Annotated in this window: 11 protein-coding genes; 2 read left to right on the plus strand and 9 right to left on the minus strand. The window is 72.6% G+C overall.

Going from position 1 to position 12,370, the window contains the following annotated elements; translation table 11 throughout:
* Nucleotides 1–222 (minus strand): hypothetical protein (locus E8D38_RS14085; protein WP_140631600.1); only part of this gene is annotated, 222 nt, incomplete at its 3' end.
* A gap of 398 nt (nucleotides 223–620) precedes the next feature.
* On the opposite strand from E8D38_RS14085, the gene E8D38_RS14090 reads away from it, so the two are divergent.
* On the plus strand, nucleotides 621–1,343 hold the full coding sequence (locus E8D38_RS14090) for a DUF6683 family protein (protein WP_140631604.1): 723 nt from the start codon (nucleotides 621–623) through the stop codon (nucleotides 1,341–1,343).
* 10 nt (nucleotides 1,344–1,353) lie between these two features.
* Here the strand turns inward: E8D38_RS14090 and E8D38_RS14095 are convergent, their stop codons facing one another.
* From E8D38_RS14095 to E8D38_RS14130, 8 genes are all read right to left on the minus strand, one after another.
* Complete coding sequence (locus E8D38_RS14095) at nucleotides 1,354–1,908, minus strand: hypothetical protein (RefSeq protein WP_140631607.1); 555 nt, start codon at nucleotides 1,906–1,908, stop codon at nucleotides 1,354–1,356.
* A complete protein-coding gene (locus tag E8D38_RS14100; RefSeq protein WP_140631610.1) occupies nucleotides 1,898–2,551 on the minus strand; it encodes a hypothetical protein in 654 nt (217 codons plus the stop codon). Before E8D38_RS14100 ends, E8D38_RS14095 begins: the two co-directional genes overlap by 11 nt.
* Before the next feature lie 131 nt (nucleotides 2,552–2,682).
* Nucleotides 2,683–3,081, minus strand: coding sequence for a hypothetical protein (locus tag E8D38_RS14105; RefSeq protein ID WP_140631614.1), 399 nt, complete (start codon nucleotides 3,079–3,081; stop codon nucleotides 2,683–2,685).
* 13 nt (nucleotides 3,082–3,094) lie between these two features.
* Nucleotides 3,095–3,472: a hypothetical protein gene (locus E8D38_RS14110; protein ID WP_140631617.1), complete on the minus strand. Its 378-nt coding sequence runs from the start codon at nucleotides 3,470–3,472 to the stop codon at nucleotides 3,095–3,097.
* A gap of 90 nt (nucleotides 3,473–3,562) precedes the next feature.
* A complete protein-coding gene (locus E8D38_RS14115; protein WP_140631619.1) occupies nucleotides 3,563–4,210 on the minus strand; it encodes a TOPRIM nucleotidyl transferase/hydrolase domain-containing protein in 648 nt (215 codons plus the stop codon).
* Between the two features lie 8 nt (nucleotides 4,211–4,218).
* A complete protein-coding gene (locus E8D38_RS14120) occupies nucleotides 4,219–5,481 on the minus strand; it encodes a hypothetical protein (RefSeq protein ID WP_140631621.1) in 1,263 nt (420 codons plus the stop codon).
* Nucleotides 5,482–5,502: 21 nt separating this feature from the next.
* The gene (locus E8D38_RS14125; protein WP_140631624.1) at nucleotides 5,503–9,852 is read right to left on the minus strand and encodes a translocation/assembly module TamB domain-containing protein; all 4,350 of its coding nucleotides are present in this window, start codon (nucleotides 9,850–9,852) and stop codon (nucleotides 5,503–5,505) included.
* 13 nt (nucleotides 9,853–9,865) lie between these two features.
* The gene (locus E8D38_RS14130) at nucleotides 9,866–11,722 is read right to left on the minus strand and encodes an autotransporter assembly complex protein TamA (protein ID WP_140631626.1); all 1,857 of its coding nucleotides are present in this window, start codon (nucleotides 11,720–11,722) and stop codon (nucleotides 9,866–9,868) included.
* A 198-nt stretch (nucleotides 11,723–11,920) separates the two neighbouring features.
* Between E8D38_RS14130 and E8D38_RS14135 the strand changes: the two genes are divergently transcribed.
* A complete protein-coding gene (locus E8D38_RS14135; protein WP_140631628.1) occupies nucleotides 11,921–12,370 on the plus strand; it encodes a DUF2141 domain-containing protein in 450 nt (149 codons plus the stop codon).

Here is a 12,370-nt window from a genome sequence, read left to right on the forward strand (position 1 = left end):
GCCGGTCTCCGAGGCGGGCGCGGAGGCGGAGCTGTTTTCCTTTCCCAGCACCGACAGTCCGGACGGGCCGATCTCGTCCGAGCCCGCGCCGCATCCCGGCAGCATAGGGAACATCGGCAACAGGCCGAGGCCCAGGGAGAGCGAGCGCCGTGCCCGGTCGGGCAGTTGGTCGTTCACCTGGTCTTGGTTGGCGGCCTGTGCGAATTTCTTGGACTCGTTCACTTCGCGGCACTCCGGTTTTGGGTTGCCGCACGGTAGCAACGCGTGCCACCGAAGTCGCGACCAAGCAACGACGAAGACATGCCGGTGTGCGGGTTTTCAGCTTTTGAACAAACCGTTACCAGGTGGGGCCTGCCTCGGGCGTGTGTGGACGCTTCACCCCGCGGCGTTCAGCTCATCGATCGGGAATGTTGATTCGCAACCCGCTTGCATGGCCCTGCAAGTGCCGCGCCGCCGACGCGCTTGCTGGTGCTTGTGCGCTCGATGGGTTCGGAAGTAGTCGGCCCGATGCCGCAAATGTCCCGTTTGAGAGAGTGTTGAACGAGCACGCAACGCCTAGGGATGCCGTCGCGCGCGGGTTTCTCCGACACTCGCCTGCGTCAATTTCCTGGAGACCGAACGTGCTGCGACTTCCGCAGGTAATCGCCGGCCTGGCGCTCCTCACGGGTGCCCTTTCCTGTGCCGCGCAGGGCTTCGTCAACGCCTACGAGATTCCGTCCAGCGTCTCGCTGAACGTCATCATGAACCAGCTGATGCACGAGCGGCTGAACAAGACGCTGCATCACTGGGACCGCCACGAGGAGCAGCAGAAGGCGAAGAAGAAGGCCGCTGCCGCCTCGCTGCCCCTGGCCCGGCCGACCGGCGCGGCCGCGACGGAACTGGCCCGCCGCCTGCCCAAGGAGGAAGCCGGCGCGGGCCAGGCGGCCTATCGCCAGGCCTTCGACTACCACGAGCAGGTCATCCGGAAGTTCGACCTGCCTTCGGGCGACCTGGGCGTGGCCCTCGCGAGCTGCATCGCGGGGGCCTGGATGGCCTACAACAATAGACCCTTCCCAGACGAGCACTACCTGCCGCTGGTCGCGCAGATGCGGCAGGTCGTGGGCAGCGCACTGCCCTCGCTGACGGCGCAGGAGCGCGGCACGACCTACGAGCAACTCGCCATCGCCGGGATGATCCTCGCCAGCAGCCAGATCACCTGGCAGCGCAGCCCGCGCGGCCCGGCGGCCGACGAGCTGAAGCAGCGCATGCGCACGCAGGGCGGGGAGACGCTCACGCGCATGCTCGGCATGCCGCCGGAGCGCGTGGGGATCGGTCCTTCGGGGCTGGTGGCGCTCAAGCGGTGAAGGGATTGCCCTACAGGTAGGTGCCTGTCGCCGACGCCTCCAGCAGCCCTACCTGCCCGCTCCACCACACATCGCGGCGGTGGCCCCGCCCCGCGATCCCGCGGCGCGCCAGGTCGCTCGCCCATTGCCGAGCCTGCGCTGCGGCCGCTTCCACGTCGCCGCCGAAGAGCTGCATCGTGATCGCCCAGAACTCGGCGTCGCTGAAGGCTTCGGGCGCGGCGCTGCGCAGCACGACGTCGGCCCGCGTCCACGGCGTCTCGAAAAACGGCTGGCCCGGGTCGAAGAGCAGCGTCGGCAGCGACTGCAGCACGTCGCTGCACGGCGCGCGGAAATGCGCCTCGAAGATTTCCCGATGCGCTTTCGCGCCTGGCCGCCACCAGTGGCACGTGGGTCGCCAAAGCCAGGTCCAGCCCGGCCACACCCTCTGCAGGCCGAAACGGCTCGCCGGACCCAGCAGGCAGCGGCGCTGGGCTTCGACGCAGCCTGGCCATGCGCGGTCGAGCGCAGCCTGCAAGTCCTTCGGCAGATCGCGCGGACCGCCGACGTCGCGTGCTTCAGCCGCCATGGTCTGCCGCGATCGCATCCGCGACGGCGTCCGACCACGCGTCGCGCAGCCGGAAGTCGACCGCGTTCGGGAAGCGATGGGCCGCGAACACCCAGGCCTCCGGGTCCAGCACCAGTTCCTGCGCCTCGGGAGTCGGGTGGCGCAGCGCGGCCAGCAGCACGACGCGGCGCGAGGTCGCCATGTCGTCCGCCAGGTCGATGGCGTCGAGGTTCAGGCCCCAGCGCCAATGGCCGTTGCACTGCCGGATCGCCTCGCCCAGGCTGGCGGCCAGGTCGCCGAGCAGGCTGTAGACGATGAAGGGGCCGTCTCGACGACAGTCCGGCCAGGGCGCGTGCTCCGGCAGGCGGTCGTGCGCCGGCAGGCGCGGCCAGTGCGCGAGCGCCCAGGCCTTCAGCGCCCTGGCGTAGGCGACGCCGGTCAAGGCGCCGGGATCAGGCCCGTCGTGCGCGAGCAGCCAGCCGCGCAGCAGCGCCTGTCGCCCGGCGAGCGTCGCCTGCGAGTACGCCCAGTTCTCCTGCGCCTGCGATTCGCTCAGCCGCCTTCCCGAGCCGGGATGCGGCAGCTCGAAAGGCGGATAGTCGGCCAGGTCCCAGACGGGCGCTCGATCGCCGCCGCCGAGCCAGCGTTGAAGGAAGTTGGGCATTGAGACATGCATGCGTGAGCCCGGCCGCCGCCGGCCGCGGAGGGGCGACGATACCCAAGCCGCCCGCGGCGACGCCATCCCCAATCGATCGCTGCGGCCACGACGCTCACGCAGGCCGCCAAGAACCGGAGCTATCGCCGCGCGAACAGATCCTTCGACAGCGCCAACAGCCCGACGGCCGCAACCGTCGTGGCTGCCTTGATCACGGCCTGCGAATGCTGGCCGTGCAAGGCCACCTGACCGCCGGCCACTTCGCTGCCTACCCTGGCTGCGAGGGCCTGCACGGCCTCGGACAGCGCGCCGACGCCGGCCTCCGGACGGGCAGCGCCGAGCCGGGCCAGTGCGATGCGGGGCTGCGGCACCGCCGCTTCACTGGCGCGATGCGGCAGCCGCTCGAGCGGGTCGGCGGTGCCGCCGACGACCAGGCCCGGCGTGCGGATCGCCTGCGTTCCAGCCTCGCCTGCGGACACGGCGGCCAAGGGTGGCGCAGCGGTCGCACTTGCCGGGCTTCTGATGCCATTGATGGTCACGGCAATCTCCTTTTCAGGCTCTCAGGAAGGCGGATGCGCGGCCGGGCGGCTCGGTCGCCGCCAGGGCCGCCGCGGCCTTCTGCCGCTCTTCCAGCAGCAGGTACATCAACGGGCTCTCGCCCGGCTCTGTTGTGTCGTCGACCTGCTCGCTGGTCGCGATCAGCAGCGTGATCGCGTCGGCGCGGCAGGTGTTGCGATCCTGATGCGGGCTTTGCATCAGCTGGTCAGTCACTTCCTCGATCAGCGCGTGGAAGCGACGCACCAGTTCGGCATCCAGCACCGGTGAAGGGCCGGCGTTCCTTGTGTCGTCGTCGTCACGGGAGTCGTTCCCGCGGTGGTCGGGGTGTCCGCCCGGCACCGGGCACACGGGTGCGATCCTGGCAAGTGTCATGGCGCTCGAGGCTGTGTTGATGCGAGTGTGTGTGCGCCTGCGGCCCGCTGCAGCCGGCCGCGCGAAGCGGCGCCCGTAGGCGCGAAGGACTCAAGCGGAGCGTGCGTGTGCCAGCACGCATTCGAGGGCGCGAGGCACCTGCCCCGGCGCGAGCGCCTCGACCAGCAGCGAGCCGTAGCGGATCTTGCGGCCTGCGCGGGTGCCCATGAAGCGGCGCAGCTGGGCCCGCGAGTCGCGGCCTCTCTGGTCCGGCTGGCTCTGGAAGCGGCGGAACGATTCGAGCTCGCCTTCGGCCGCCAGCACCCGCTCGACGGCGGCGCTGCCGAGCGCGCGAATCAGCTCGTCCTCCAGGTCTGCATCGCAGGCGAAGAAGCCCAGCGCCTCCACGGTGGCCGGTGTCAGCGCGGCATCGGGTGCCAGCTGCTGCCGCAGCGCGCGCTGCACATGCTGCGCTTCGCCGGCGTCGTACAGGCCGGCCAGCCTGAGGTCCAGGCCGGCAGGCCCCAGCGCCTGCACGAACTTGCCGAGGTTGGTGACGCCGCCGATCGGCACGATGACGACGCCTTCGGCAGGCAGTCGCCAGCCGCGGCGCCGGGCCAGCGCTTCCAGCGCGGCTTCGTCGCTCCAGCCCTCGACGAGGAGGGCGGAACGTGCGCCCGCGTCCTCGAGCATGCCGAGCGCCGCCGCGATGGTGAGGGGCGGGCGGGGGCCCGAGGAGACGGAGGCGTCGACGGGCACGGCGGCCGCTATGCCCTCGATGCTTCGTTGAGCGCCAGCCGCAGCGCCCGCGGAAACAGCGCCTGCTGCTCGATCAGCTGCCGCAGCGCATGCCGGGCTGCCGGCTCGCCGTGCCGCTGCCGCTCGCGGCGGATGCGCTCCACATGATGCGCGCGCCGGGCCGGCTGCTGCATGTCCACCGCCTGCAGCAGCGAGTTGAGCACGGTGGCGCCGAGCTCCTCGAGGCGCAGCAGCGACTGGCGCAGCCGCAGCGTGGTGTCGGCGCCCAGCTCGGCGGCGGCCGGTTCGGTGAGCGTGCGCAGCAGCAGCGCGCCGGCCTGCATCTGCGGGGCGAGCAGGTGCAGCGCCTCGTGCAGCCGGTCCCACAGGCTCAGCATGAGATGGGGCTCCACCAGCACGCGCCGCATCAGCTCCTCAGGGTCGGTGCTCGGGTCCTCCAGGCCTACCTGCTTGGCCTGGTCGAAGCCGCTGGTGCAGGCCGCCTGCAGGCTGTCGGCCAGTGCGAGCAGGGTGGTGGCGCCGCCGGTGCGCAGCACCTCGCGGCACAGCCGCTGCGTCAGGTCGAGCGCGGTGCTGCCGCGACTGTTGTGCAGCACCGCCTGCAGCAGCTTCTGCCGTGGCACGGCGTTGCGGCTGCTGCGCATGGCCTCGAGCGGCAGCACGGCGCCGAGCACGCGCACCGCCAGCAGGCCGTTGCCGACGTCGTGGCCGCCCAGCTCGAAGCCGCGGTAGTCGCGCAGCGCATGTTCGAGCCATTGCTCGAGTCGCGCACGCGCCGGTGCATCGCCGCTCACGCTGGCGGCTTCGGCCAGCGCCGCCCCGAGGCTCTCGCCCAGCGGCAGTACGCCGTCGCGGGCGAGCCGCACCAGGCGCGGCCGCAGCGGCGGGTCGGTGTCGATGATCTCGGGCCACTCGGCCAGGGCCGCTTCGAGCTGCCGGCGCATCTGCTGCGGCGGCAGCGGCCGCAGCGGCACTGGGTCGCGCGCGGCCACTGCTTCTCCCTCGCGCGGCAGGTAGGCATATTCGCTGGCGCCAGCGCTGCTGCCGCCGCTCGCGCCGGCATCCGGGTCGAACCGCATGTGCCCGATGCGACCGCCCATGGCCACCGGCAGCCAGGTGGCCCCGGTGAGCACGGCCAGCTCGGCACCGACGGTTCCGCCTTCGAGCTGCCGCTGCAGGCCGAGCAGCGCTTCGGTCCAGCCGGGCTCGCTCACGGTCCAGAGCCTTGCCAGCTGCAAGGCGCGCACCGGAGCGGGGACCTCTGGGTTCATCGCCGCAGTGTACTGATGGGGTCAGTTCCAGCGCCAGGTCCAGATGGCGTCGATGGAGGTTTCGGCGCCCGACTGTGCTCGCACGGTGAAGCGCTGCGCGGCGCGGTAGATGAGCTGCCAGTTGCCGGTGGTGGCCGAGAGGCTGCGCTCGTAGCCCACGTACCAGCGCTGGCTGATCTGCTTGCCGAGCGACACCACCGTCTCGCGCACGTTGCCTTCTTCCTGCTGCCGCAGCGACAGCTCGTCGAGCCCGATCGCCTGCAGGAAATTGCCGGTCGGGCCTTCGCCTTCGCCGGACAGCAGCGCGAGCGCGGCCTGCTGCAGCAGCGCCGCCTCGTTGCGGCCCAGGCTGTCGGGCGCGCGGCCGAGCACCAGCCACGAGAGCTTGTCGGTGTCAGCCATCTCGGGCTCCGCATACAGGCGGATGCGCGGGTTCTGGGTGGTGCCGGTGATGGCCACGCCCACCTTCACGTCGCTGTCGATCGCCGTGGCCGACGGCGGGCGCAGCGCGAGGATGTCCATGCGTGCGTTCTCGATCGGGCCGGTGAAGGCGATGACACCGCGCTCGATCGAAAGCTTCTGCGCATAGGCGGCGTAGGTGCCGCCTTCGGTGCGGATGGTGCCGTTCACCGCCAGCAGGCCGCCGGGCGAGGTGAGGGTGAGGTCGCCGCGCAGCAGCGTGTCGATGCCGCGGCCGCGCAGGCGGAAGTTCTGCCCCAGGTCCACCCGCACGTTCAGCGAGGTGTTGCGCAGCCGCGTGGGCTGCGGCTCCAGGCTCACCTCGGCCGCCGTCTCGCCGCGCCGTACCACCACCACGTCGTCCGACAGGTTGGGTGCGTCGCCGCGCGAGATGTCGATCAGGCCTTCGTCGGCGGCCAGGCGGCCGTCGAGCTTGATGGCGTCCTGCTCGAGCACCAGCTGGGCCTGGCCGCTGGCCACCACACGCCGGTCCACCCGTGAGAGCACCGCGAAGCGCTCGGCCGCGAGCTTCAGCTCGGCACGCGGCCTGGCGCCGAACACCGCGCCGCCCTCAAGCCGCGCCGTGCCCTCGCCGCCGCGCACGCTGAAGCGGTGGATGGTGGCGGTTTCGCCCTGCAGCGCCACGTCGAGCTCGCCGTCGGACACGTTGACGCCGGCCAGCACGTTGCGCACGCCGATGCGGCTGCCGGACAGCCGGCCGGTGTATTCGCGCGCGCCGAAACGGCCGCCGACCCGGGCCTGCGTGGCCAACTGGCCCGACAGCCGCCAGCCCGCCGGCACCCAGGCTCCCCAGGTGGACAAGTTGTCGACCCGCACGTCGAGCTGGCCGTCGATCGGCGCCTCGGCATCCGGCCAGGTGGCGTCGCGGCGGGTGCGAACCGTCTGCTCGCCGCTCAGCTGGCCCAGGTTGCTGCCGGCCAACTGCTGGGTGAAGCGCCACACGCCCTCGCGGGCGCTGAAGGCGAGCCGCATGCCGGACAGGCCGAGCCGCTGCACGCCGCCGTGCTGCAGCGCGGGCTCCACCACGCTCAGGTCGCCGGCGGTGCGTTCGAGCACCGCATCGGCATGGAAGCCGTCCTGCGCGCTGCTGCGCAGCTCCATGCGGCCGGCCACGGTGAGGTCGCCCGCCCATCCGAAGTCGGGCTGCAGGCGCGCCAGCAGCGGCGCCACGCTCAGCGGCTCGAGCTCGCCTTGCACCTGCAGGAAGGTCGGCTGCTGCGGCTGCCGCGCCCATTCGAGCCGGCGCACGCGCAGCGCCGCATCGAGCAGCGTCACCCGCGTGGGCGACACGCTGGCCCGCTGGCCCTGCTGACCGCTCGCCCAGGACAGGTCGAACGGTTCGGCGCGCAGCCAGGGCGATTGCGTCGCGGCGGCCGGCCGCACCTCGAGGCGCTGCACCCGGCCGCGCCAGCCGAGCGTCGCGGTCGCCTCGTCCCGGCTCCAGCCGCCCTCCGCTTCGGCCTGTGCCACCAGCCGTTGGGCGCCCATGGCATCGACGGCGCCGGCCCGGCCGTTTCCCGCGCCCGTGGGGCGCACCGGCGGCAGCTCGGCGCGCAGGCTGGCCCGGTGCGCGCGGCCGCTGCCCTGCAGCTGCGCCTGCAGCAGGTCGATGCCCTGGCCGTTGAGGGCGATCTGGCGCGCTTCGGCCTGCAGCGCCATGTCGTCCTCCGGCGAGGTGCCCAGCGTCCAGCGGGCCTGCAGCGTCTGCGCGGCGATGCCGAAGCCGCTGAAGGCGTTGCCCTTGAGGTCGCCGCGGGTGGTGAGGCTGGGCCAGCGGCCCTGCACCTCGGCCTGGGCTTCGAGCGAGCCGCTGACGGTGGCGGCCGGCGAGACCAGCCGCAGCAGCGGCGCCAGCGTCGTCAGCGTCGGGGCGCGCGTCTCCAGCGTCCAGCGGTCGCCCCGGCCTTCCGGCGAGGCGGCGTCGAGCGTGCCCTTCAACGCCACCCGGTTGCCGCCGGCCTCCAGCAGGGCGTTGGTGAGCACCTGTCGCGCCGCGGTGTCGGTGGTCAGCGAAAGTTCGCCGGTCAGCGGCACGCCGGCCAGGTGGCTGTCGCGCAGCGTGGCACGCGCCTGGCCGCGCCAGGTGGCCAGCCAGCCTGCCGTGCTGCCGGCCTTGGGGTTGGCGTTCGCGCGTTCGGGTACCACCAGGTCGAAGCTGGCGTCGGCGTTGAGGCGGGGGGCTGCCACGGCCGCCTGGGTCGCCTGCCGCGACTTGTCGGCCGTGCGGCCGGGCTGCCTGGGGGCAGGCGCCGGCGCGGTGGCCTCAGGCCACCACGGGCGCGGGTCGAAGTTCTCGATCGCGGCCTCGCCCTTCAGTTGCCACTGGCCTGGCTTGCCTGCAGCTGCGGAGCGGGTGCCTTCGCCCTGCAGGCGCGCCTGGGCACCGGCCGCGCTGGCTTCGAACTTGCGAACGCTCACCTGGCCGGGCTTGTAGGCGGCGTCGACCTGCAGGGCCAGCGGCCCGCCGAGTGCCGGGCTGCCGGCCCTGGCCAGCAGGCGGCCGTTGAGGGCGGCGCGCAGGTCCATGGCCAGTGCTGCGGGAGCCGCCGCGGAGGCGGCCGATGCAGGCGCGGCCGGCAGTGGCAGGCCGCCGGTGCCATCGATCGCGATCGGGCCACCGAACAGCACCGCCGGCGCACGGGCATGCAGGCCGGCCGGCGCGATGTTGTGCAGGTTGGTGGTGAGGCTCCAGGCCTGCCCGTCCCAGCGGCCGCTGCCCTGCAGGCTGCCGGCGGCCTGTGCCGTGCTGCCGAGTTCCAACGTCTCGATGCGCAGCTCCCCCTGCTGCGGCCGGCGTACGTCGCTGCGGGCTTCGGCGCGCAGCTTGCGCACCGGCAGCCGGCCTTCGTCCCAGCGGCCGGCGGCGTTGTTGTCGAAGCTCGCCTGCAGCTGCAGCGGCTGGCTCTGCCGGCCGTCGGCGGCGTTGCGCGGCGGCTCCAGGCGGCCGAGCAGCGAGCCGGTGAGCGCGGTGCGCGGCGCATGCGACGAAAGCGCGGCGAGGTTGAGCTCGCGGGTGCGGGCATCCACCTGGCTCACCGGCAGCGGTGCGAACGGCGTGACCTCGGCACTGGCGTCGAGCGTCTGGTCCTGCGCGCGCAAGGCGGCCTGCAGCGAAAAACGCAGCAGCGGGCCGCGGGCCAGCAGGCTCGCCCCCCACGGCGGCAGGGCCAGGGTGTCGTCTGCCGCGCCGGCCACGGAAGACGCCGCCGCGGCCGGCGCGGGCACGCTGCGCACGTCGAGCCGGGCGTCGAGCGGCATGGGGGCCGCCGCGCCGAGCCTGGCGTCGGCCGCCAGCGCCAGCCGGTCCCACAGCAGCGAGAGCTTCTCGATGCGGTGGGTGCCGGCGCCGCCGGCCAGCGACAGCCCCGCGGTGATCTCCCGCACCGGGGCCATGTTGTTGCCCACCAGGCGCAGCTCGCCCAGCCGCAGGCTGCCGATCTCGACGCCCAGCGGCAGCTGCAGGGCGGCGGGCGGCGGGCTGGGCGTGGCCGCAGGGGGCCCCGCGACCCAGCGCAGCTCGCCGCGTTCGGCCTCCAGGCTGCGTACCACCACCCGCACCGACCAGGGCGCGGCGGCGTCGCGCTCGAAGCGCAGGCCCTGCCAGCGCAGTTGCGTGAGCACCAGCGAGCCGCCGCGCGGCAGCGACAGCTCCACCCGTTCGGCGGCGAAGTCGCCGGCCAGCACGCCCGTAGGCGCTGCCACGCGCAGGCCGGGCAGCCACGACAGCAGCAGCCGGCTGCCGGTTTCGCTGCCGACCGACCACACGATCGCGCCGATGAGGCCGGCGATGGCGAGCAGCAGCGTGGCCGCGAGCGCCAGCAGCCAGCTACGGCGCCGGCGGCGGACCGGTGCTGGAGCTTCTGCGGCTGGCGTTGTGGAGGCTTCGGTCATCGGCAGACGGTGATCAGAACGTGATGCCCACGCTGAAGTGCAGCCGGAACTTGCGAGTCTCGTGCCCGTAGGCCAGGTCGAGGGCCAGCGGCCCGACCGGGCTTCGCCAGCGCGCCCCCACGCCATAGCCCAGCGCGAGCTTCATGCCGTCCCAGTCTTCGGCGGCGTTGCCTGCGTCGACGAACACCGCGCCCAGCCAGGCGGGCGACTTCTTCGAGAACGGCCGCGCCAGCTCCAGGCTGGTGGTGGCCATGACCCGGCCGCCCACCTGGGCGCCGTCGACCGTGGGGCCGAGCGACTGGTAGTTGTAGCCGCGCACCGAGTTCTCGCCACCGGCACGGAACAGCAGCGTGATGGGCACGGACACGTCGCTGCGCGCGAACACCTGGCCGGCTTCGAGCCGCGCCTGGCCGTACCACGAACCCAGCGGGTAGTAGCCGGTGATGCGCCCGCTGCCGATCGAGAACCAGCCGGAGCCGGTGTCGAGGTCGCCCGACACCATGAACGAGCGGCCCGCGCCGACCTTGGCCGACAGGCTCACGCCCCGGGTGGGCAGCAGGTTGCTGTCGAGGTTGCGCCAGACCCATTCATAGTTGGCGGTGAGCGCCATGGACCGGTCCACCAGGTCGGCCGAGCGGCCCACGGCACGCTGCCACTCGAGGTAGTACAGGCGCTCGATGCGTTCGGTGTCCTGGGTGCGGCCCAGGCGGGCCTTCTGGCTGGTCACGACCAGCGCACTGGCTTCCTCGCGCGTGGCGCTGAACGATGCGAGGTTGCGATAGAAGCCCGGCTTGGGGTGCGAGGTGAAATCGAACTCGACGCCTTGCTTGTCGCGGCCGAGCTCGAGCTTGCTCTTGGCCTGCCAGTTGAGGTCGAACGGGCGGCGGTGCAGGTGTTCGAAGGTGAGCCGCGGGCCGGTGTCGGCGCTCACGCCCACGCCCACCGTGGCCTGCTGCTTGGGCAGTTCGCGCACCCGTACCTGCACCGGGGCCGCGTCGGCCTGCTCGAGGGTGGGCTCCACCGCCACCGAGACGCTGTCGAACAGGCCGGCCTTGGCGATGCGCTCCTGGAAGTCGAGCAGGGCCTTTTCGCTGTAGGGCTGGCCGGGCGAAATGGGCGAGAGGTTGCGGATCGTGTTCTCGCGGTAGCGCGACAGGCCTTCGATCTGCAGGTCGCCGAACAGCACGCGCGGGCCGCTGTCGGCCACCGCGAAGATGTTGACGCTGCTCTGGGCGGCATCGACCTGGGCCACCGTGCCGCTCCAGGTGGCCAGCGGGTAGGCGTCGGCGCGCAATGCGGCCAGCGTGCCGCCCTTGGCAGTGTTCCAGTCGGGCTGGCGAAAGGGTGCGCCCACGGGCAGGGCCCATTCGGCCTGGACCCTGTCGAGCAGCGAGCGGGCGCCGGCTTCGCCGTCTTCGGCGCGTTGTGCCAGCTCGCCCTGCACCTCGAGCCGCAGGCGCCGAACGGTGGCCTGCGGGCCGGTCTGCACTTCGATGCGCACCACCGGCGGCGAGCCGTCTTCGAGCACCGCCTTCACCTCGGGCTCGAAGTAGCCCTCGGTCTCGATCAGCGTGCGTGCCTGCGCGGGCGTGGCCGCGACCAGCCGTGCCAGCTCGGCGCGGGTGATGCTTTCGGTGCCGGCATCGCGCTGGAAGCGGGCCACGTCGAGGTAGCGCAGCAGCATGGCGCGCAACGGTTCGGAGGCGTCGACCCGGAGCTCCCACTTCACGGGGCCGGCGGGCGCCGTCGCGGTGTCGTCGACGGCGGCAGGAGCAGGGGACGAGTCCTGTGCCGATGCACCCACTGCGACAAGACCCGCGAAGGCCGCGGCTGCTACGCGCTCGCTCCAGGGGCGCATTGATCTGGTCATCGGCGTGAGGCAGGCAGTCGGTCAGTCAGGGCGGTCGATGAGGCTGGGCAGTGTAGCTCGCAGTGCTCGCGCTCGTGGCTGCATGCCGCGCCCGAATCGAGGCGATTCGCGCCGCTCGCCGGCGTTTCGTCGCATGCCGCTCGTCGTTGCGACGCCGGCTGGCGACAGTGGCGTCACATCACTTTCGAAAGGACTGCAATGAAGGGCAAGACTTACCGGATCGCGGCAGCGCTCGGCCTGGCGGCGGCCAGCTCGTGGGGCGGTGCCCAGGCGGCCGAGCTGAAGCTCGTCATCGCCGGCGTGCACCACGACGGCGGCCAGTTGATGGTGGGCCTGTTCGACAAGGCCGAGGGCTTTCCCGGCCGCGCGCCGGTGGCGGCGCGCCTCGTGCCGGCCACGCAGCGTGACGCCGAGGGCCGCGTGAGCCTGGTGATCGGCGGCCTGGCCGCGGGCCTGTATGCGGTGTCGGTGGTGCACGACCGCGACGGCAACGGCAAGCTCAACGCCAACCTGATGGGCCTGCCGACCGAGCCCTACGGGTTCTCGGGCAAGCCGGCATCGTTCGGGCCGCCGTCGTTCGCCGACGCGTCAGTGCGCGTCGGCGAAGAGGGTGCCAGCGTGAACATCGAGCTCAGCCGAGCCGATTGA

This window comes from Methylibium rhizosphaerae, assembly GCF_006386545.1.
Classification (GTDB): Bacteria; Pseudomonadota; Gammaproteobacteria; order Burkholderiales; family Burkholderiaceae_C; genus Pseudorivibacter; species Pseudorivibacter rhizosphaerae.

What these genes read in the sequence shown, in the direction of transcription:
- E8D38_RS14095 (WP_140631607.1), bottom strand. Translation starts at nt 1,908, where the DNA reads ATGGCGGCTGAAGCACGCGACGTCGGCGGTCCGCGCGATCTGCCGAAG.
- E8D38_RS14100 (WP_140631610.1), bottom strand. Translation starts at nt 2,551, where the DNA reads ATGCCCAACTTCCTTCAACGCTGGCTCGGCGGCGGCGATCGAGCGCCC.
- E8D38_RS14110 (WP_140631617.1), bottom strand. Translation starts at nt 3,472, where the DNA reads ATGACACTTGCCAGGATCGCACCCGTGTGCCCGGTGCCGGGCGGACAC.
- E8D38_RS14120 (WP_140631621.1), bottom strand. Translation starts at nt 5,481, where the DNA reads ATGAACCCAGAGGTCCCCGCTCCGGTGCGCGCCTTGCAGCTGGCAAGG.
- E8D38_RS14125 (WP_140631624.1), bottom strand. Translation starts at nt 9,852, where the DNA reads ATGACCGAAGCCTCCACAACGCCAGCCGCAGAAGCTCCAGCACCGGTC.
- E8D38_RS14130 (WP_140631626.1), bottom strand. Translation starts at nt 11,722, where the DNA reads ATGACCAGATCAATGCGCCCCTGGAGCGAGCGCGTAGCAGCCGCGGCC.
- E8D38_RS14135 (WP_140631628.1), top strand. Translation starts at nt 11,921, where the DNA reads ATGAAGGGCAAGACTTACCGGATCGCGGCAGCGCTCGGCCTGGCGGCG.